This window comes from Tetragenococcus halophilus subsp. halophilus DSM 20339 (genome assembly GCF_003841405.1).
Classification (GTDB): Bacteria; Bacillota; Bacilli; order Lactobacillales; family Enterococcaceae; genus Tetragenococcus; species Tetragenococcus halophilus.
This window is the reverse complement of the sequence record NZ_PXYA01000002.1, coordinates 564,929-585,302: the sequence shown is the minus strand read 5'-3', so window position 1 is coordinate 585,302 and position 20,374 is coordinate 564,929. Positions and strand designations below refer to the sequence as shown.

The 20,374-nt window shown below is 35.5% G+C and carries 17 protein-coding genes and 1 other annotated feature; of the genes, 12 read left to right on the top strand and 5 right to left on the bottom strand.

Going from position 1 to position 20,374, the window contains the following annotated elements; genetic code table 11:
• Positions 1–3 precede the first annotated feature (3 nt).
• From rplI to C7K42_RS08400, 6 genes are all read left to right on the top strand, one after another.
• On the top strand, positions 4–456 hold the full coding sequence (gene rplI, locus C7K42_RS08425; protein WP_014123408.1) for a 50S ribosomal protein L9: 453 nt from the start codon (positions 4–6) through the stop codon (positions 454–456).
• A gap of 92 nt (positions 457–548) precedes the next feature.
• Positions 549–1,916, top strand: a complete 1,368-nt coding sequence (gene dnaB, locus C7K42_RS08420; protein WP_014123409.1) for a replicative DNA helicase — start codon at positions 549–551, stop codon at positions 1,914–1,916.
• A gap of 142 nt (positions 1,917–2,058) precedes the next feature.
• Positions 2,059–3,981: a fructose-1,6-bisphosphatase gene (locus C7K42_RS08415; RefSeq protein ID WP_014123410.1), complete on the top strand. Its 1,923-nt coding sequence runs from the start codon at positions 2,059–2,061 to the stop codon at positions 3,979–3,981.
• Positions 3,982–4,340: 359 nt separating this feature from the next.
• Positions 4,341–5,699, top strand: a complete 1,359-nt coding sequence (locus tag C7K42_RS08410; RefSeq protein WP_103099640.1) for an IS4-like element ISTeha3 family transposase — start codon at positions 4,341–4,343, stop codon at positions 5,697–5,699.
• 39 nt (positions 5,700–5,738) lie between these two features.
• Positions 5,739–7,031: an adenylosuccinate synthase gene (locus tag C7K42_RS08405; protein ID WP_014123411.1), complete on the top strand. Its 1,293-nt coding sequence runs from the start codon at positions 5,739–5,741 to the stop codon at positions 7,029–7,031.
• A gap of 117 nt (positions 7,032–7,148) precedes the next feature.
• Positions 7,149–8,018 (top strand): DegV family protein, encoded by an 870-nt coding sequence (locus C7K42_RS08400; RefSeq protein ID WP_014123412.1) that lies wholly within the window; start codon positions 7,149–7,151, stop codon positions 8,016–8,018.
• 55 nt (positions 8,019–8,073) lie between these two features.
• Here the strand turns inward: C7K42_RS08400 and C7K42_RS08395 are convergent, their stop codons facing one another.
• The 5 genes from C7K42_RS08395 to C7K42_RS08375 all read right to left on the bottom strand — a co-directional run bounded on the left by C7K42_RS08395 (position 8,074) and on the right by C7K42_RS08375 (position 13,436).
• The gene (locus C7K42_RS08395) at positions 8,074–9,696 is read right to left on the bottom strand and encodes an ABC-F family ATP-binding cassette domain-containing protein (RefSeq protein ID WP_014123413.1); all 1,623 of its coding nucleotides are present in this window, start codon (positions 9,694–9,696) and stop codon (positions 8,074–8,076) included.
• A gap of 161 nt (positions 9,697–9,857) precedes the next feature.
• Entirely contained in the window at positions 9,858–10,055 is a 198-nt protein-coding gene (locus C7K42_RS08390) for a hypothetical protein (protein WP_014123414.1), read from the bottom strand.
• 180 nt (positions 10,056–10,235) lie between these two features.
• Positions 10,236–11,483 (bottom strand): glutamate-5-semialdehyde dehydrogenase, encoded by a 1,248-nt coding sequence (locus tag C7K42_RS08385; RefSeq protein WP_014123415.1) that lies wholly within the window; start codon positions 11,481–11,483, stop codon positions 10,236–10,238.
• The gene (gene proB, locus C7K42_RS08380; protein WP_014123416.1) at positions 11,480–12,286 is read right to left on the bottom strand and encodes a glutamate 5-kinase; all 807 of its coding nucleotides are present in this window, start codon (positions 12,284–12,286) and stop codon (positions 11,480–11,482) included. Before proB ends, C7K42_RS08385 begins: the two co-directional genes overlap by 4 nt.
• Before the next feature lie 250 nt (positions 12,287–12,536).
• A complete protein-coding gene (locus C7K42_RS08375) occupies positions 12,537–13,436 on the bottom strand; it encodes an aldo/keto reductase (protein WP_014123417.1) in 900 nt (299 codons plus the stop codon).
• A gap of 195 nt (positions 13,437–13,631) precedes the next feature.
• Here C7K42_RS08375 and C7K42_RS08370 point away from each other — a divergent pair, with 195 nt between their 5' ends.
• From C7K42_RS08370 to C7K42_RS08345, 6 genes are all read left to right on the top strand, one after another.
• Complete coding sequence (locus C7K42_RS08370; protein WP_014123418.1) at positions 13,632–14,132, top strand: dCTP deaminase/dUTPase family protein; 501 nt, start codon at positions 13,632–13,634, stop codon at positions 14,130–14,132.
• Between the two features lie 23 nt (positions 14,133–14,155).
• Positions 14,156–15,526, top strand: coding sequence for a DNA repair protein RadA (radA, locus tag C7K42_RS08365; RefSeq protein ID WP_014123419.1), 1,371 nt, complete (start codon positions 14,156–14,158; stop codon positions 15,524–15,526).
• A 24-nt stretch (positions 15,527–15,550) separates the two neighbouring features.
• Positions 15,551–16,687, top strand: a complete 1,137-nt coding sequence (locus C7K42_RS08360) for a PIN/TRAM domain-containing protein (protein WP_041591731.1) — start codon at positions 15,551–15,553, stop codon at positions 16,685–16,687.
• Positions 16,688–16,813: 126 nt separating this feature from the next.
• Positions 16,814–18,271 (top strand): glutamate--tRNA ligase, encoded by a 1,458-nt coding sequence (gene gltX, locus C7K42_RS08355; RefSeq protein WP_014123421.1) that lies wholly within the window; start codon positions 16,814–16,816, stop codon positions 18,269–18,271.
• Positions 18,268–18,462: a binding site (T-box leader), on the top strand. It overlaps the preceding gene by 4 nt.
• Before the next feature lie 65 nt (positions 18,463–18,527).
• Complete coding sequence (gene cysS / locus C7K42_RS08350; protein WP_014123422.1) at positions 18,528–19,937, top strand: cysteine--tRNA ligase; 1,410 nt, start codon at positions 18,528–18,530, stop codon at positions 19,935–19,937.
• The gene (locus C7K42_RS08345) at positions 19,934–20,323 is read left to right on the top strand and encodes a Mini-ribonuclease 3 (RefSeq protein ID WP_014123423.1); all 390 of its coding nucleotides are present in this window, start codon (positions 19,934–19,936) and stop codon (positions 20,321–20,323) included. Before cysS ends, C7K42_RS08345 begins: the two co-directional genes overlap by 4 nt.
• The last annotated feature ends 51 nt before the right edge of the window (positions 20,324–20,374 follow it).

Sequence of the window (20,374 nt, the reverse complement as noted above, 5' to 3'; positions counted from 1 at the left end):
ACGATGAAAGTTATTTTCTTACAAGATGTAAAGGGAAAAGGAAAAAAAGGGGAAGTAAAAAATGTTCCCAATGGTTATGCGCAAAATTATTTAATAAAAAATAACTTAGCAAAAGAAGCAAATCAAAAGAATGTAGCTGCAATGCGCGGTAAAGAGCAAGCTCAAGAAAAAGAAGAAGCTGAACAACTACAAGAAGCTCAAAAAATAAAAGATGATTTAGAAGATGAGAAAACGGTAGTAGAGATTACAGCTAAAGCCGGTGAAGATGGTCGTCTTTTTGGTTCAGTCCCATCTAAACAAATTGCACAAGCTTTAAAGAGTCAATATAATATTAAAGTGGATAAAAGAAAAATTGAATTAAAAGACCCTATTCGCTCAATGGGTTATACAAACGTAGCAGTTAAGTTGCACCCTGAAGTAACAGGCACTATTAGAGTACATGTAGTAGAAGAATAAGAAGAGGCAGGTCTGGTAATGAGCAGATCTGCCTTGCGTTTTCAAAAGAATATTCGTATGTTTGTAAACGAAGGTATTTAGGAGAAAAAAATATGAATGAAGTTTGGCAAGATCGTATCCCACCACAAGATATAGAAGCGGAACAAGCTGTATTGGGTGCCATTTTTCTTGATTCGGATGCGATTATTGAAGCAATGGAATTGCTAGAACCCAGCAGTTTTTATCGTAGGAGCCACCAAATTATTTTTCAATGTATGTATCAGCTTAATGAACGTAATGAAGCGATTGATTTAATTACTTTAAAAGCTGAAATTGAAAAAACAAATGATTTAGAAGATGTCGGTGGTATCAGTTATTTAACCGAATTAAGTCAAGTTTCACCTACTTCATCAAGTGTCTCTTATTATGCTAAGATCGTTGATGATAAAGCAATTTTACGGCAGTTGATTCAAACAGCCAATAAAATCGTAAGTAGCGGTTTTGAACAAAATGAAAATGTACAGGAAATTGTAGAAGATGCAGAAAAAAGCATCATGGAAGTTTCTGAGAAAAGAAACAGTAATGGTTTCCAATCAATCGCAGATGTTTTAAACCAAACGATCGAAAATATAGACGAATTGGCTCAAAATAATGAAGAAATTACTGGTTTGCCTACGGGTTATCAAGCATTGGATAAAATGACGGCTGGTTTACAAAAAGATGAACTATTGATTATTGCAGCTCGTCCTGCAGTAGGAAAAACTGCTTTTGCTTTAAATATTGCTCAAAACGTGGGTACAAAAACCGATAATACGGTAGCTATTTTTAGTTTGGAAATGGGCGCTGAATCGTTAGTTAGTCGGATGCTTTGTGCAGAAGGCTCCATTGATGCGAGTCATTTACGTACTGGGCAATTGACAGATGAAGAATGGCGTAATTTGATCGTAGCAATGGGTAGTTTATCTAAAGCAAGTATTTATATCGATGATACACCGGGAATTAAGGTTTCTGAGATCCGTGCACGTTGTCGAAAATTAGCCCAAGAAAAAGGAAACCTGGGCTTGATTTTAATCGATTATCTGCAATTAATTGAGGGTTCAGGTAGAGAAAGCCGTCAACAAGAAGTATCGGAAATTTCTCGTCAATTGAAAAAATTGGCAAAAGAATTAAACGTTCCAGTTGTAGCTCTTTCACAATTATCTCGTGGTGTGGAACAAAGACAAGATAAAAGACCGGTTTTAAGTGACATTCGTGAGTCAGGTTCGATCGAACAAGATGCTGATATTGTAGCCTTCTTATATCGTGATGATTATTATCAACGTGAAAATGATGAAGAGGAAGAAGAAGAAGCAGGTAATGACAATGTAATTGAAGTTATTATTGAAAAGAATCGGAATGGCGCGCGAGGGACTGTCGAGTTACTATTTATAAAAGAATATAACAAATTTTCTTCTCTTTCACCGCGAACAGCATTTGAGTGATTAATTGGCTATACCAATTTATATACGTAAAGAATTATAGTTGTAAGTTTTTTTAATAAAAAGGCTTGCAACTATTTTTATTAACTTGTATTGTATTTATATACAACAATACCAATTTTACTTTTTGAGGGAGCGTATATAGATGTCAGGAGTAAACTATTATAGTTTGTTAAAGGAAAATTTTGAAAATAAAGAAAATGTAATCACTGAACTTATCAATTTAGAAGCAATTTTACATTTACCTAAGGGAACTGAACATTTTATTAGCGATGTACATGGCGAATATGCTGCATTTGATCATGTATTACGCAATGGTTCTGGAAGTGTTAAAGAAAAATTGGCCGAATGCTTAGATAAAAAAACAGTGGATATTGATGAATTGGCTACTTTAATTTATTATCCAGAAGAAAAAATTAAGTTAGAAAAAGAAAGAAAAACACAAGAAGAAGTAAAAAAATGGTATGCACAGCAAATTCAATTATTGATCACTGTCGTTAATTATACTAGCCGTAAATATACTCGCTCAAAAGTCCATAAAGCATTACCTTCTCGTTTTAGCTACGTTATTGAGGAATTACTGACAGAAAAGCAACAAGAAAGTGATAAACAAGCTTATATTCAAGCAATTATAGATAATATTATTCAGCTAAGGCAAGCAGCCCCCTTAATAAGTGCTTTATGTTACGTCATTCAACGTTTTGTTGTAGATCATTTACATGTAGTAGGAGATATTTATGATCGAGGACCAGCACCAGACATGATCATGGAACGTTTAATTCATTATCATTCAGTGGATATTCAATGGGGAAATCATGATATTATTTGGTTGGCAAGTATGGCCGGTTCACCACTTGCTCTTATTAATGTTTTACGTATTTGTGCAAGATATGGAAACTTAGCAATTATCGAGGATCGTTATGGTGTTAATTTACGACCTTTAGTAGAGTATAGCCATAAATATTATCAGGTATTAGATAAGTTTTCACCTAAATTAGAAGATGAAACAGATTTTTCTGCTGCTGAAAAAGATAGTCTGAATAAAATTCAGCAAGCAACGGCTATATTACAGTTTAAATTAGAAGGTCAATTGATCAAGCGTCGACCTGAATTTCTCATGGATGAAAGAAGTATGCTAGATTTTATTAATTATACTAACTCAACAATAAGTCTTCAGGGTAAAATCTATTCATTAGTTGATTTCAGCGGACCTACAATTGATCCTGATAATCCTTGTGAATTGACAGGGGAAGAAGAAGAGCTAGTAAAAAATTTGTTACTTTCATTTCAAAACTCTGAACCTTTACGACGTCATATGGATTTTTTGATGGAAAAAGGGAATATGTATTTATGCTATAATGGGAATTTATTACTTCACGGTTGTATCCCGCTTCATCAAAATGGAGATTTTAAATCACTGAGAATTGGGCAGACACACTATTCTGGGAAAAGCTTGTTGGATTTTTTTGAAGCACAAATCCGATATAGTTATGCACATCCGGAGCTTTCTAATGATTTTTCGACTGATTTATTATGGTATTTATGGACAGGAGAGTGTTCTTCTTTATTTGGTAAAAAAGTTATGGCAACTTTTGAACGTTATTATATTGAAGACAAACAAACCCATCATGAAGAAAAAAATGCCTATTATCGGTTAAGAAATCAAGAAGCAGTCTGCCAAGAGATACTAAAAGACTTTGGTTTGCCGATAACAGGACATATTATTAATGGACATACGCCAGTAAAAGCAAATCAGGGAGAAAATCCGATTAAGGCTAATGGTCGAATGTTAGTCATTGATGGCGGTTTTGCCAAAAGCTATCAGAAAGAAACTGGCTTAGCTGGTTATACATTATTATCAAATAGTTATGGATTACAATTAGTGGCACATCAACCATTTTCTTCGGTAAAAGAATCTGTTGAACAACAAAAAGATATTCTATCAACAAAAAGGTTAGTAGAACGAGTCGAAAATCGTACAAGGGTATCACAAACAAATATTGGTAAGAAATTGATTCAGGAAAAAAAGGCCCTTGAAACATTATACGAAAACTATGATTTTTATTAAAATCATAGTTTTTTTCGTTTTTTATAAGATATTTTTATTATTTTTTTATTAATGTTCGTTTTTTGACTAATGAAAAAAGTTTTAAAAGATAAATATTCGATTTTTTCATTGTAATAATAGTGGGATGTTGGTACAATAATTCAGGAATGAAAAATAGCAGTCGATAAGCTAGGCCGTTGCTGTTTATTTTTTGTTTACTCAAGTTTCGCACATAAAAAAATAGGATAATCCATTGCCAGATCTGGGCCTGCATTGAATTCAATCGCCTTCTTGACTTTTTTAACAAAAGATACAAAAAGAACTCGCTTTGTTTTATAATTGATTTACCACAAATCAAAGACAAAGGAGTTCTTGCCCTTATGATACACTTAAAAGCCATCAAAAATCAATTACCAAATGAAGTAAAAGCGACTTTTTCCGAATTAAAGGTGCCTTCCTTTTTGCGTCAAGCTCACATCCACAAGCAAAAAGGCTATTCCGTCGCAGTCATCTTTACTTTTCTTTTTTCTTTAGTCTTTAAAGGCAAATCGCTTCATCAAGTCCTTTCTGGACGTGAGGCGGACCAATGGATGAAAAAAGATACGGTCTATCGTTTGATGAACGATCCTCACAATAACTGGCGGACCTTTCTTCTTCGTTTCAGTACTTCGGTGATCGAAAAGATCCATCGTCTGACGGATCCTCAAACTCATCTACGCACCTTGATTTTAGACGATTCTACCTTTTATCGAAATCGGAGTCAAAAAGTCCCTGGTTTAGCCCGTCTATGGGATCATGCCTTGCAAAAAGGCTACAAAGGATATCGTATGCTCACGTTGGGTTTTTCCGATGGGTATTCGTTTCTGCCTATTGATTTTAGTTTGCTTTCTGGCAATAAAAAAGTCCAGCCCACCATCTCTGTACAAGACCAGCGAACCGTGGGCACTCGTCGATTCAAAGAAGCGCAGCGTCCCATGCCTGAAGTGGCGGTTGAAATGGTGGCACGTGCCCTTGATCAGGGCATTTATGCCACGCATGTGCTCATGGACAAGTGGTTTACTTGTCCGAAAATGATCGATCGGTTACACGATTTAGGCATTCATACGATAGGGATGATGAAAAACGGAAAAACAAAATATCTCTACCAAGGGCGTTTTTATAAATTAAGCGAACTCTACCAAAAATCGACGGAAGAAGTAACTGCTGAAGCTATTCTTTCGTCCATTATCGTCCAGCCCTGTGCTGGTCAGCATCCTGTGAAGATCGTTTTTGTGAAAAACCACAGTAAACAAAGTGCCTGGTTAGCCATTATGACGGATGATCTGACGCTGTCTTCTCAAGAGATCGTCAAAACCTATTCTTTACGGTGGGATATCGAAACATTCTTTAAAGCATCAAAATCACTGCTTCATTTAGCGCAAGAAACACAGACACGGAATTATCAAGCCCTGCTCTGTCACACGACCATTGTATTTACCCGTTATATTCTCTTGAGCTGGCAACAACGCTGTGCCAATGACGAGCGGACACTGGGCGGCTTATTTTATGAACTCGCAGATCAGATGAAAGAACTTGATTGGTCTGTGGCATTGCTTGAGTTGGTCAAGATCATTCAGGCTGTCAGCGAAAAAGCAGAAAGTACACTACAAGACTTTATTGAAAGTCAACTACAACACTGGATCGATACGCTACCCAACTATATCAAGGGTTATCTACCGAATTTGGTGTGCGAAACTTGAGTTGTTTACTAAATAGTCCAAAAAGAAAGAGGTATTCATATGTCTTCAGTAGTAGTTGTAGGAACACAATGGGGCGATGAAGGAAAAGGAAAAATTACTGATTTTTTGAGTGAAAATGCAGAAGTGATCGCACGTTATCAAGGTGGCGATAATGCCGGACATACGATTAAATTCGATGATGTGACTTATAAGTTGCATCTAATTCCTTCTGGTATTTTTTATAAAGAAAAAACAAGCGTTATCGGAAATGGTGTAGTGGTAAATCCCAAATCACTTGTAGAAGAATTGAATTATCTAAAAGAACACGGTGTATCAACAGAAAATTTACGAATCTCTGATCGTGCACACGTAATTTTGCCATATCATATCAAGTTAGATCAATTGCAAGAAGATGCTAAAGGCGCTGATAAAATCGGTACGACAATTAAAGGAATTGGGCCAGCTTATATGGATAAAGCAGCTCGTGTTGGTATAAGGGTCGCTGATTTGCTAGATAAGGATATCTTTAGTGAACGTTTGAAAATTAATTTAGCAGACAAAAATAGACAATTTGAAAAAATGTATGATGACCATGCAATGGCTTTTGAGGATATTTTTGAAGAATTCTATGAGTACGGTCAACAAATCAAGCAATATGTAACAGATACCTCTGTCATTTTAAACGATGCTTTGGACCGTGGGAGACGCGTACTTTTTGAAGGAGCACAAGGCGTTATGCTGGATCTTGATCAAGGAACTTATCCTTTTGTTACCTCGTCAAATCCAGTTGCTGGAGGAGTGACAATCGGTAGTGGCGTGGGCCCTTCTAAGATCGATAAAGTTGTGGGTGTATGTAAAGCTTATACTTCTCGTGTAGGCGACGGTCCTTTTCCTACAGAATTATTCGATGAAGTAGGCGATCAAATCAGAAAAGTAGGACATGAATACGGTACAACGACTGGACGTCCTCGTCGTGTTGGTTGGTTTGATTCGGTAGTTATGCGTCATTCGCGTCGGGTTTCTGGTATTACCAATTTATCATTAAATTGTGTGGATGTTTTAAGTGGTTTAGATACAGTGAAAATCTGTACGGCTTATGAATTAGATGGGAAGTTAATCTATCATTACCCTGCTAGTCTAAAAGAATTAAACCGGTGTAAGCCTGTTTATGAAGAATTACCTGGTTGGTCAGAAGATGTTACAAATTGTAAAACATTGGAAGAATTGCCTGAAAATGCACGAAATTATCTTCGTCGAATTTCAGAACTTGTAGGGGTAAGAATTTCTACTTTTTCAGTGGGTCCCGATCGGAATCAAACAAATATTTTAGAAAGTGTTTGGTCACAAATTTAAAATAACTTAAAAAACATCAGAGAAAATTTCTGATGTTTTTTTATAAACGTAAAAAGCTTAATTTATTTGAGAATATAAGGTATAATAAAGAAAAGTTAACGCCAAAGGAGCGAGAATATGTTTCAAATTATAACAGATGCCTGCTGCGATTTATCGGCGGACTTGTTAGATAAGGATAAAATTGCTTACATACCTATGTTTGTTGAGTTAGAGGGGAAAGAATATACTGATGATCTTGGAAGAACTTTTGATAATTCATGGTTTTTAGATCAATTAAAAGAAAATAAACATCCAAAAACTGCACAAATTAATGTTGGTAGGTATATGGATTTTTTTAGACCCTATGCAAAAAAGGGAATATCTATTTTATACGTTGGCTTTTCATCAGGTTTAAGCGGCTCTTATGAAAGCAGTCTAAATGCAATTGAGTTATTAAAAGAAGAATATCCTGATTTTACGGTTACTAGCTTTGATACCAAAACTGCTAGTTTAGGCTTGGGGATGTTGGTAATGGAAGCAGCTCGTTTACAAAAAGAAGGTAGGACTTTAGAAGAGACCGTTCAATGGCTAGATATATGCAAAGAGCATCTGCGTTCCTGGTTTACTGTTGATGATTTGAAACATTTGGTGCATGGCGGTAGAGTAACCAAAGCACAAGCAGCGATTGGTGGTTTGTTAAATATTAAACCCATTCTTAATGTAGATGAGAAAGGCCAATTACAAAGTGTTGATAAAGTGCATGGACGTAAAAAAGCTTTGCAGAGAATGGTAGATGAAACAATTGAAGACCTGGATTTATCTATAGTTAACCATTTTTATATTGCTTATAGTGGTGATGAAAAAGCTTTAGAAAAAGTTAGTAAACAATTAAAACAACACTACCCAGAAACACCAATTACACGCTTTTCTTTAGGTCCTACGATTGCTAGTCATACAGGCTACGGTTGTGTAGCATTATTTTCAACGGGAAAAACAAAAAGATTTTAAAAAACAAGCCTCTCCAAATTCAATTGAAGGGGCTTGCTTTACTTTTATCGCATAATTAAGCATACAGTTGGTCCACACGTTCTTGTACAGCTTCATTTTCTAAAAATTCATCGTAAGTAGTATCCATGCGGTCAACGACACCTTGGTCTGAAACTACAATGACACGATTGGCTAATGTTTGTATAAATTCATGGTCATGGGAAGTAAAAAGCAATGAACCTTTAAAGTCTATTAGACCGTTGTTTAATGCTGTGATCGATTCTAAGTCTAAATGATTTGTAGGATCGTCTAAAAGTAACACATTAGCTTTAGTCAGCATAAGTTTAGATAATAGACAACGAACCTTTTCACCACCAGAAAGGACATTAACTTTTTTGTTAACTTCTTCACCAGAAAATAACATTCTTCCTAAAAAGCTTCGTAAAAAGGTATTATCATCTTCTTCTTTATCCGCATATTGACGCAACCATTCTAAAATAGTTAGATTGCTATCAAATTCATTACTAGCATCTTTTGGCATATAAGTTTGGCTTGTTGTAACTCCCCAACGCACGGTGCCTGTATCAGGTTTAGTATATCCGGTAATGACGTTTAATAAAGTGGTAGTTGCAATATCATCTTTAGCGATAAAAGCAACTTTATCATTTTTATTTAATGTAAAGGAAATGTTGTCTAAAATTTTCTTGCCATCAATTGTGACACTAACATTTTCTACTTGTAACAAGTCATTACCAATTTCACGTTCGGGTTTAAAACTGATAAAAGGATAACGACGAGAAGAAGGCTGAATATCGTCTAAAGTAATTTTATCCAACATTTTCTTACGCGAAGTTGCTTGTTTTGATTTTGAAGCATTTGCACTAAAACGAGCAATAAATTCTTGTAATTCTTTGATCTGCTCTTCTTTTTTAGCGTTGGCTTGCTGTTGTAATTTTGTAGCTAATTGGCTGGATTCTAACCAAAAATCATAGTTACCAACGTACAATTTAATTTTTCCATAGTCTAAATCAGCCATATGTGTACATACTTTATTTAAAAAGTGACGGTCATGAGATACGACAATTACAGTGTTTTCGAAGTTAATCAAAAATTCTTCTAACCAATTGATTGATGGAATATCCAAACCATTTGTTGGCTCATCAAGCAGCAAGACATCCGGTTTACCAAATAGTGCTTGGGCCAGCAATACTTTTACTTTTTGTCCTTCAGTCAATTCACTCATCTGAACTTGATGCATTGTATCAGGGATATTTAATCCTTGTAAAAGTACAGCTGCTTCTGATTCAGCTTCCCATCCGTTTAATTCGGCAAATTCAGTTTCTAATTCTGCGGCATGTATACCATCTTCATCTGTGAAATCTTCCTTCATATACAGTGCGTCTTTTTCTTTCATTACATCATATAGACGTTTATGTCCCATAATAACAGTTTCGATCACCGGAAACTGTTCGTAATCAAAGTGGTTTTGTTTTAGTACAGCCATCCGTTCATTAGGCCCCATGCTAACAGTACCTGTGGATGGTTCGATTTCCCCTGATAAGATCTTTAAGAAAGTAGATTTACCGGCGCCATTAGCACCAATTAAACCGTAGCAGTTTTCAGGAGTAAATTTTAAATTCACGTCATCAAAAAGTTTGCGACCAGAAAAGTGCAAACTCACATTATTTACAGTAATCAATAAATTTCCTCGCTTTTTTCGTATTGGCCATTGTGGCCCTCAAGTTATTATAGCGATGAAACTGAAGTGTTTCAAGTCTGTGAGATAGATATAACGATTTTACAGTTAGTCTTAATATCTTATTAAAAAAGAACGAACAATTTAATTGTCCGTTCCATTTATTATCTTCTTGGCCTTCTACCTCTCTTACTTGTTAACCAGTAAATGACACCGCCAATGATTAATAACGGAATACCAAATTTAAAGACAAGATATAAAACGCCTGTGGCTAGGGATAAGAGTATTTTCAGTACTAAGCTGGCTAAGACCAATCCGCCAATGATGATTAGAATATTTAAGAAATTTGAACGACTTTTCATAATATGTCCCTCCTATTTTTCATACTAAGAATAGCAAAATTTTTTTAAGTTTACATCCGCCTCAAGCAGTAATTTTATTGAAAACTATCTAAGGAGAAACGATATATGAATAACAATTTAAAAAATACATCTATTCATAAATTTATTATACCGTTTTAAACTTGCTGTTTCACGTGAAACTTACGCTCTAGTTTGTCCATCGCCATAAATAATATATTTTATACTTGTTAAGGCTTCTAATCCCATAGGGCCTCTTGCATGTAATTTTTGTGTAGAAATACCAATCTCAGCGCCAAAACCAAAAACGAAACCGTCAGTAAAACGAGTAGAAGCATTAACATAGACTGCTGCTGCGTCTACTTCATTTAAAAATTTTTGAGCAGTAAAATAATTATCGGTTACGATAGCTTCTGAATGTTTTGTATTGTATCGATTGATATGGGAAATAGCTTCCTCAGAAGAGTCTACTACCTTGATAGCTAAGATATAATCTAGAAATTCAGTGGACCAGTCTTCTTCTGTTGCTAAAGTTGCAGAAGGAAGATAATCACTAGCAATTTCGTCTGCTCGTAGTTCAATACCAAGTTCTATTAAGCGTTCTTCTATCGCTGGTAAAAAGAAAGCGGCCACTTCTTTATGAATCAACAGCGTTTCACATGCATTACAAACAGAAGGACGCTGCGCTTTAGCATTGGCTACGATATCTGTAGCCATATTTACTTGCGCGTCTTTATCAATGTAAATATGATTATTACCTGTGCCTGTTTCAATAACAGGCACTTTTGCGTTTTCTTTGACATGCTTGATTAAACCTTCTCCGCCTCTAGGGATCAAGACGTCTAGAAAATCAGTTAATTGCATCATTTCATTAGCCGTTTCATGAGTTGTATCATCAATAAATTGAATTGCGTGAGAAGAAAACTGACTTTCTTCTAATGCCTCTTGTAAGATACTGACTAGTAATTGGTTAGAATAAAAACTTTCTTTACCGCCTCGTAAAATAACGGCGTTGCCCGATTTAAAACATAAACTGGCTGCGTCAGTTGTTACATTGGGACGTGATTCATAGATAATACCGATAACGCCAATAGGCACTTGTTTTTGTCCAATTGTCAAACCTTCTTCGTTTTTCCACATATGTTTAATAGTGCCAATCGGATCGTTTAGTTGAATGACCTGACGTATGCCTGTAGCCATCGCTTCAATTCGTTCTTCTGATAGCCGCAGGCGATCTTTCATTACCTCTTTTATCCCATTTTCATCTGCTTGTTCAAGATCTTTTTGATTGGCTTGTAAAATTTCTTCTGTGTTATTTTCGATAGCGAAAGCCATATTTTCTAAGAGTTGATTTTTTTCTTTTGTGTTTAAAAGAGCTAATTGAGTAGCTGCTTCTTTTGCTTGTTGTCCTAATGTTTGTAAATCTGTCAAATTGATTCCCCCTTAAACAAAGTACCAACCTCTGCACCTTTTAAAATATCAAAAATAATCTTAGGTCTTTTACCATTTGCTAATACCATACTACCATTCACATCCAAAACGCGTTTAGCTGCTTTAAGTTTACTAGACATGCCACCTGTGCCAAACTGATTGTTACTAGCGCCTGCTTGTTTCATTAATTCGTCATCAATTTTTGTAATTCGACGATAAAGTTTTGCTTGTTTATTTTTCAAAGGGTTATCAGAATAAAAACCGTCAATATCTGAGAGCATAATGAGTAACTCAGCCCGCATTAATTCACTAACAATGGTTGAAAGTCGGTCGTTATCTCCAAACTTTGTTAAATGATCCAATTCATCAACTGCTACCGTATCGTTTTCGTTAATAATAGGAATGATTCCCATAGCCAGCAGTTCTTCTAAAGTGTTTATTACATTATTACGGCTTTCGGGGTACTCTATAATATCTCTTGTTAAAAGAATTTGAGCTGTTTGCTGGCTGTACACTTGAAAACGTTGATTATAAATATCCATTAATTCTGCTTGCCCCACAGCTGCTACGGCCTGTTGTTGCGGAATTGAAAAAGGTCGTTGGTTTAACTGCAGTTGGTTTAATCCTACGCCGATAGCACCAGAAGAAACCAAAATAACCTCTTTTCCTCGATTCTGCAAATCAGTCAATACAAAAGCTAATTCATCAATACTAGCTAAATTTATATTGCCATTTGGGTAAATCAAGGTTGTTGTCCCCACTTTGATTACGATACGTTTTGGATCTGTAATTTCCTTGTACATAATTTTCTCCATTTTTCTTTGGTTACTATCTATTGTACTAACAAATAAGCTTTTCGTCATTTATTATACAAAAAATATTAGAGAAAATTTAGATTCGAAACTTATTTTGTATAGCTTTAATAATTGGAAAAGACAGAAAAATCAAATAGCTTTGTTTATTTACAAAAAAGTTATCAGAAAAAAGTATCAGTTGAGCCAACAGAAGAATAATAAAAAAGAAAGCTAGAGACATCTCCAGCTTTCTTTTTTATTATGATTTATATTCTTCTGTATCGTCCCAAGTTTGTACGGTTTCAGCTTTGATTGCATTATGCCAGTCAAACACATCATACCAAATCGTATGTTTCTTTTGGTCCATTTCTTGGATTTTTTGAACATCTTCATCAGATAACTCGAAATCAGCAATTTGGCTATTTTCAATAATACGTTTTTGATGAGTAGATTTTGGAATGGTGATTACATCTTGTTGGTAATTCCAACGTAAAATAATTTGAGCAGCGGTTTTATCGTATTTTTCTGCTAATTGATTTATAATTGGATCATTTAATGCTTCACCGCCACCTAATGGAGACCAGGCTTCTAATTGTATGCCAGTCATTCTTGCCATTTCGTGAATTTCTTTTTCTTGATTTAATGGATTGTATTCCATCTGGTTAATTGCTGGAGTAATGCTAGCATGATCAAGCAAATCTTGTAATCGTTCATTATCAAAATTAGAAATTCCAATAGCACGGATTAAACCGTCTTTGTACAATTTTTCCAAAGCATGCCAAGTGTCAATATAACGACCATCCACTGGCCAATGAATCAAATATAGATCGATATAAGTTAATTGTAATTCATGCAATGTATCATAAAAAGCACGTATCGTGGAATCATAGCCAGCGTCCCCGTTAAATACCTTTGTTGTAATAAATAAATCTTTTCGATTGCCGCCGGTTTCTTTTAAACCTTCACGGATTCCTTTGCCAACGCCAGCTTGATTACCATATTCTTTAGCAGTATCGATCAAACGGTAACCATTTTTGATTGCTTCAGTAACTGAGTTTTGTGCAGTGTGATTGTCTGTTTGCCATACTCCTAAACCAAAGTAGGGCATTTTTACCCCATTATTTAAAGTAGTCGTTTCATCTAAAATGTTTTTTGTCATTTATGTGATACCTGCCTTTCTTTTTTATTTAATTTTATCCTAACGCGTTGACTGAAAACTTGCAAAGATAAGCTTGTTTTATGAAAAAGTAATGCTTTTTTTGCTAATTCTTGAGAAATTTTTAGAAAACAATAAGACATTCAGTTTTTTTATCGAGATATGGTAAAATAGGCATAGTCTTTATGGAGGTTTTTTATGGAAAAAAGAGGATTTAAAGTAGTGACAGATTATAAAGAAAAAGAAATTCATTTACCACAACGAGCGACCCATCATTCTGCAGGATATGACTTTGAAGCTGCAGAAGAAGTGGTAATCCCAAGTATTTGGAAACAGCTTTTAACAAGGAAAATCAATGATAATCCAACAACAGAAAAAAATATTAAACCTGTTTTGGTGCCTACAGGTATCAAGGCGTATATGATGGAAGACGAATTTTTACAACTGGCAAATCGGTCCAGTAATCCATTAAAACGTTTTTTACTTGTGGCAAACGGTGTGGGTATTATTGATAGTGATTATTATAACAATTCAGAAAACGAGGGGCATATTATGTTCCAGTTTTCTAACTTTGGTTTAAAAGATAGGGTAATAAAAAAAGGGGAACGAATTGGCCAAGGGATTTTCTTGCCGTTTTTAAAGGCGGATCAAGATCAAACAACGCATGACCGTACAGGTGGGCTAGGTTCGTCTGACTAAGTAAAATAAAAAGAAGGGAAAATATGGCAAAAAAGGTAAAAACACAATTTGAATGTCAAAATTGCGGTTATATTTCACCTAGGTATCTAGGCAAATGTCCTAATTGTGGTAGTTGGAATTCGATGGTAGAAGAAAAACTACAAGACACTACCGATCGCAGGAATCGAACAACACTGACAGGTAGCAAGATGCAGCCGACACTTTTAAAAGATGTTGTTCCTAAAAAAGAGCCACGAGTAAAGACATCTCTAGATGAATTAAACCGTGTCTTAGGTGGAGGTGTGGTTCCAGGATCGATGATTCTATTAGGCGGGGATCCTGGTATTGGTAAGTCCACCTTGCTTTTACAAGTATCGCAACAGTTAGCAGCAACCGGTGGAACAGTACTTTATGTCTCCGGAGAAGAAAGTGCAGAACAAATCAAATTACGAGCTCAGCGGTTAGGCGATGCCGAAAATGATTTTTATTTATTTGCTGAAACGGGTATGCAAGATATTCGAGAAACAATTGAAAAGCTGCAACCTGATTATGTGATCATTGACTCCATCCAAACGATGACACAACCAGATATATCAAGCGTGGCCGGAAGTGTTAGTCAAGTTCGAGAAACTACGGCCGAGTTATTAAAAATTGCTAAATCAAACGAAATTGCCGTCTTTGTGGTTGGCCATGTGACTAAAGAAGGTTCTATCGCTGGGCCTCGTATGCTAGAGCATATGGTGGATACGGTATTGTATTTTGAAGGGGATAAGTACCAAAGCTTTCGTATTTTAAGGGCAGTAAAAAACCGTTTTGGTTCGACCAATGAGATCGGCATTTTTGAAATGTATGAACAAGGCCTCAAAGAAGTAAGTAATCCTTCACAGGTTTTTTTAGAAGAACGATTAGAAGGAACTAGCGGATCTGCCATTGTGGTTGCGATGGAAGGAACGCGTCCTATTCTAGTGGAAATACAAGCTTTAGTTACACCAACGATGTTTGGAAATGCTAAACGAACGGCTACTGGCTTGGATTTTAATCGAGTTTCTTTGATTATGGCTGTATTAGAAAAACGGGCAGGTCTACTTTTACAAAACCAGGATGCTTATTTAAAAGCAGCTGGTGGTGTAAAATTAAATGAACCAGCGATCGATCTAGCTATAGCTATTAGTATTGCTTCAAGTTATAAAGAAAAAGGCACAAAACCTACTGAATGTTTCATTGGAGAAATTGGTCTTACAGGGGAAATTCGTCGCGTGAGTGCTATTGAGCAGCGCGTAAAAGAGGTTCAAAAATTAGGTTTTGAGAAAGTATATATACCAAAAAATAATTTAAGCGGCTGGAAAGCGCCAGCTGACATCGAGGTTGTTGGTATAGCAACACTTGATGAAGCATTAAAACGTATATTTAGGTAAAAATAGACAAACGGAGAGATGTATATGCAAAAACGAGTAATTACTGTTTTAATGGTTTTTGCTGGCGCAAGTTTGGGGATTTCTTCCTTACCCTTGGCTTGGGAAACGATTGGACAGCAGCAAAATGAATGGTTAAATAATAATATTACCAATAGTTTGATCGGAGCACTTATTTTTTATTTATTTTCATTATTGGTAGTTAATTTGATTTCAACAGGAATTAAAAAGGTCGAAAAATGGTTAAGCGGATTTAGTTTAACTTATCTTTTATTTGGTGTCATGGGGACAATTTTGGGGTTGATTATTGGTGTGATCGTCTCAGTTCCCTTTTATAATTGGGAAGTGCCTTTTGTTAATAGCATTATCCCCTTTGTGCTGATGATTTTATTTGGCTATTTTGGCTTTCAAATCAGTGTGACAAGAATCGACGAATGGAAAAAACTTTTTGCACCTAAGGGAAAGAAAACTGAACAGCAAACACAACAATTACTTGATCGCAAGGTAGAAGATAACTTTCATAAGTATAAAATATTAGATACTAGTGTCATTATCGATGGACGTATTTATGATATCGCGCAAACGGGCTTTATTGAAGGCGTACTTTTAATCCCTAACTTTGTATTGGATGAACTGCAATATATTGCTGATTCTGGAGATAGTTTGAAACGAGTGCGGGGACGACGAGGCTTAGATATTCTCAATTCTTTGCAAAAAGAAGATGAAATCTCTGTTGAAATGTATGATGGTGATTTTGAAGATATTTCAGAAGTGGATAGTAAGTTATTAAAATTGGCTAAATTGTTAGATGGTATTGTGGTAACCAATGATTATAATTTAAATAAGGTTGCTGAATTTCAAAATGTCCCTATACTAAATATAAATCAGCTAGCAAACGCGGTTAAGCCGGTTGTTATTCCTGGAGAGTCTATGGAAGTAATGATTGTAAAAGCTGGTACTGAGCGTCAACAAGGCGTGGCTTATTTAGATGACGGTACAATGGTAGTGGTAGAAGAAGGTCAACATTATATGAACGAACGATTAAATGTGACTGTAACGAGTGCGCTACAAACAGCTGCTGGACGTATGATTTTTGCAAAACCAGCTCATGCAGGAAGAGGAATCGATAATCAGGGACAAAATGATAAAACTAATAACAAGTAAGTAAAGGCGGGCTAGATAGTCGTCAGGCTTTACTAATCTGTCATTTAAATGTACAATTTTAGCTGAATAGTTATATTTATATTAAGCAATAAGCGACTAAGATTTAAATAGAAGAGGAAGATGAAAATGACAAAAGTACGTGTAAGATATGCACCGAGTCCAACAGGCCATTTACATATAGGAAATGCTCGGACTGCTTTATTTAATTATTTATATGCACGTCACATGGATGGCCAATTTATTATTCGGATTGAAGATACAGACCAAAAGCGTAATATTGAAGATGGTGAACAAAGCCAATTAGATAACCTTGCTTGGTTAGGCGTTGATTGGGATGAATCTCCGGAAAAACCAGGTGATTATGGTCCTTATCGTCAATCAGAACGTCAAGACATCTATTTACCGTTGATTGAGCAATTATTGGCTAGTAATCGAGCATATAAATGTTATTGTACCCAAGAAGAATTAGATGCTGATAGAGATGCGCAAAAAGCTCGCGGAGAAATCCCTCATTATAGTGGTAGATGTGCTCATCTAACAGCAGAAGAGCAGGCTGAAAAAGAAGCACAAGGTATCGTGCCTGTTGTTCGTTTCCGTGTACCTAAAAATACTGAATATCGTTTTAACGATATGGTTAAAGGCGAAATTGTTTTTGAATCAGATAATGTCGGTGGCGATTTTATTATTCAAAAAACCGATGGTGTACCTACTTATAATTTTGCTGTGACGGTAGATGATCATATGATGGGAATTACCCATGTTTTACGTGGGGACGATCATATTGCCAATACACCAAAACAAATGATGGTTTATGAAGCTTTTGGTTGGACCCCCCCTAAATTTGGCCACATGACTTTAATCATTAATGCAGATACGGGCAAAAAATTAAGTAAACGAGATGAATCGATTTTACAATTTATTGAACAGTATCGCCAGTTAGGTTATTTACCTGAAGCAATGTTGAATTTTATTGCTTTACTTGGTTGGTCCCCTAAGGGCGAAGAAGAAATTTTTTCAAAACAAGAAATTATTGATATGTTTGAGTCAAGTCGTTTGAGTAAATCCCCTGCTTCATTTGATGCTAAAAAATTAGAATGGATCGGAAATCACTATATTAAACAGTTAGACGTAGATATCTTAACTGATTTGTGTTTACCTTATTTACAAGCAGATGGACGGGTAGAAAAAGATCCTAGCCCTGAACGCCTAGAATGGGTGAAAAAATTAGTTGCTTTGTATCAACCACAAATGAGTTATGCTGCGCAAATTGTCGATTTGACTTACCTATTCTTTGGTGAACATCCGGTTTTAGATGATAAAGCTAAAGAAGTATTAGCAGGTGAAAGTGTGCCAGCTGTTCTTAGCGCATTTAAGGCACAATTAGAACAACTAGAAATAGTAGATGCTTCTACTGTTAAAAAAGCAATTAAAGAAGTTCAAAAAGAAACAGGTTCGAAAGGAAAGAATTTATATATGCCAATTCGAATTGCAGTTTCTGGAGCGATGCATGGTCCAGAGTTACCAGACACTGTTGAACTATTAGGTAAGCAAACAGCATTGGCACATTTAAATGAAGTATTGTAAACACAATGAACAGACGAAGTATCATCGTTTTTTTCACAGAGAGACGGCTATTTGCTGCAAGGCGGTCAAAAAAAGGTTGAGAAATGCACCTGTAAGTGGCTTTGGCAAAACCAAAGACGAGTAAAGCTCGTTACGCTTTTAATGAGATAATAAGTAAAGAAAGTGGAACCACGCTTGTAAGCGTCTTTCGAATAGGTTATGTAACCTACTTGAAAGACGCTTATTTTTAACAATTTAAGTAGAAAGGAGCTTTTAGATGATAAAAATATTCAATACTTTGACAAGAAAAAAAGAAGAATTTCAGCCAATAACCGCTGGAAAAGTTAAAATGTATGTTTGTGGACCAACTGTCTATAATTATATTCATATAGGCAATGGCAGGAGTACAGTTTCTTTTGATACGATTCGTCGTTATTTGGAATATCGTGGTTATGAAGTTAACTATGTATCAAATTTTACAGATGTTGATGATAAAATTATTAGAGCTGCTAAAGAGTTAAAAATAAGTACACCTGAAGTTGCTGAACGTTTTATCAAAGCTTTTGAACAAGATACGACAAAATTAAATGTAAAACCAGCAAATCATCATCCACGAGTCGTTAATTATATGCAAGCAATTATTGATTTTATTCAAGTTTTATTGGATAAAGAATATGCTTATGTTGTTGATGGAGATGTTTATTATCGTACACGTAAATTTTCAGAATATGGCCGCTTAAGCGATCAATCAATCGACGAATTAGAAGTTGGTGCTAGTAAGCGGACTGGTGTAGAACAGCAATTAAAAGAGGATCCTTTAGATTTTGCTTTATGGAAAAACGCGAAAGAAGGAGAAATTTCCTGGCCAGCTCCTTGGGGAGAAGGTCGCCCTGGTTGGCATATTGAATGTTCTGTTATGGCAACACAACTGCTAGGCGATACAATTGATATTCATGGTGGTGGACAGGATTTAGAGTTTCCGCATCATGAAAATGAAATTGCGCAAAGCGAGGCCAAAACCGGTAAAACATTTGCTAATTATTGGATGCATAATGGATACGTGACAATTGGTGAAGATGACGAGAAAATGAGCAAGTCACTAGGAAATTTTGTAACTGTACATGATATTTTGGATAAGATGGATCCACAAGTAGTTCGTTTTTTCCTATCTACTACGCAATATCGTCGTCCTATTCGCTATAGCCAAAAAACACTAACAGAAGCAAATAATAATTTACAACGCTTAAAAAATACTTACGAGAATGCTGTTTTTCGCTTAAATGATGCCATAAGTAGTTTAAATGATGATAATAACAAAAAGGACGAATTCAAGCAGTTAATTGATCAGTTTATTATAGAAATGGATGACGACTTTAACGCAGCAAATGGTATTACAGTTGTTTATGAAATGGCTAAGTGGATGAATCGTTATATTGAACAAAACACTGTTTCTTACGAAGTGTTAAAATATGCTTTAGATCATTTTATAGAAATTCTTACTATTTTCGGTGTGGAATTTGAAGAAAAATTAGCTGATAAACAAGTGGAACAATTGATTTTAGAACGTGATGAAGCTCGTAAAAATAAAGAATTTATTCGTAGCGACGAAATCCGAGATCAGTTGAAAGAACAAGGAATTGTTTTGGAAGATACGCCACAAGGAACAAGGTGGAGAAGAAAAACATGACAGATTATCAACAATTAAACGGTCTGGCACTAGCTTATGTTGGAGATGCTATTTACGAAGTTTATATCCGTGATCATTTGATAGCTATAGGAAATACTCGCCCTAACCAACTCCATCGTTTAGCAACTTCTTATGTATCGGCCAAGGCACAAGCTTTTTTGATTCAAGAGATGTTAGACGAGCAGATATTAAAAACAGATGAAGATACTTACTATCGACGGGGACGAAATAGTAAGAGTCATACAAGCGCTAAAAATACAGATGTTAAGACTTACCGTATGTCGACTGGTTTTGAAAGCCTAATGGGATATTTACATTTATCAAAACAAACGCAGCGTTTGGAAGAACTGGTTACATGGTGTATAAAAAAAATAGAAGAAACATAGCTTAATAATAAAAAAATTTAAGGCAAATGATGATTTTCTCGTTTTTTCAGC

Excerpts from the sequence above, each read along its gene's own strand:
- rplI (WP_014123408.1), top strand. The coding sequence starts at position 4 with ATGAAAGTTATTTTCTTACAAGATGTAAAGGGAAAAGGAAAAAAAGGG.
- dnaB (WP_014123409.1), top strand. The coding sequence starts at position 549 with ATGAATGAAGTTTGGCAAGATCGTATCCCACCACAAGATATAGAAGCG.
- C7K42_RS08415 (WP_014123410.1), top strand. The coding sequence starts at position 2,059 with ATGTCAGGAGTAAACTATTATAGTTTGTTAAAGGAAAATTTTGAAAAT.
- C7K42_RS08410 (WP_103099640.1), top strand. The coding sequence starts at position 4,341 with ATGATACACTTAAAAGCCATCAAAAATCAATTACCAAATGAAGTAAAA.
- C7K42_RS08405 (WP_014123411.1), top strand. The coding sequence starts at position 5,739 with ATGTCTTCAGTAGTAGTTGTAGGAACACAATGGGGCGATGAAGGAAAA.
- C7K42_RS08400 (WP_014123412.1), top strand. The coding sequence starts at position 7,149 with ATGTTTCAAATTATAACAGATGCCTGCTGCGATTTATCGGCGGACTTG.
- C7K42_RS08390 (WP_014123414.1), bottom strand. The coding sequence starts at position 10,055 with ATGAAAAGTCGTTCAAATTTCTTAAATATTCTAATCATCATTGGCGGA.
- proB (WP_014123416.1), bottom strand. The coding sequence starts at position 12,286 with ATGTACAAGGAAATTACAGATCCAAAACGTATCGTAATCAAAGTGGGG.
- C7K42_RS08375 (WP_014123417.1), bottom strand. The coding sequence starts at position 13,436 with ATGACAAAAAACATTTTAGATGAAACGACTACTTTAAATAATGGGGTA.
- C7K42_RS08370 (WP_014123418.1), top strand. The coding sequence starts at position 13,632 with ATGGAAAAAAGAGGATTTAAAGTAGTGACAGATTATAAAGAAAAAGAA.
- radA (WP_014123419.1), top strand. The coding sequence starts at position 14,156 with ATGGCAAAAAAGGTAAAAACACAATTTGAATGTCAAAATTGCGGTTAT.
- C7K42_RS08360 (WP_041591731.1), top strand. The coding sequence starts at position 15,551 with ATGCAAAAACGAGTAATTACTGTTTTAATGGTTTTTGCTGGCGCAAGT.
- gltX (WP_014123421.1), top strand. The coding sequence starts at position 16,814 with ATGACAAAAGTACGTGTAAGATATGCACCGAGTCCAACAGGCCATTTA.
- cysS (WP_014123422.1), top strand. The coding sequence starts at position 18,528 with ATGATAAAAATATTCAATACTTTGACAAGAAAAAAAGAAGAATTTCAG.
- C7K42_RS08345 (WP_014123423.1), top strand. The coding sequence starts at position 19,934 with ATGACAGATTATCAACAATTAAACGGTCTGGCACTAGCTTATGTTGGA.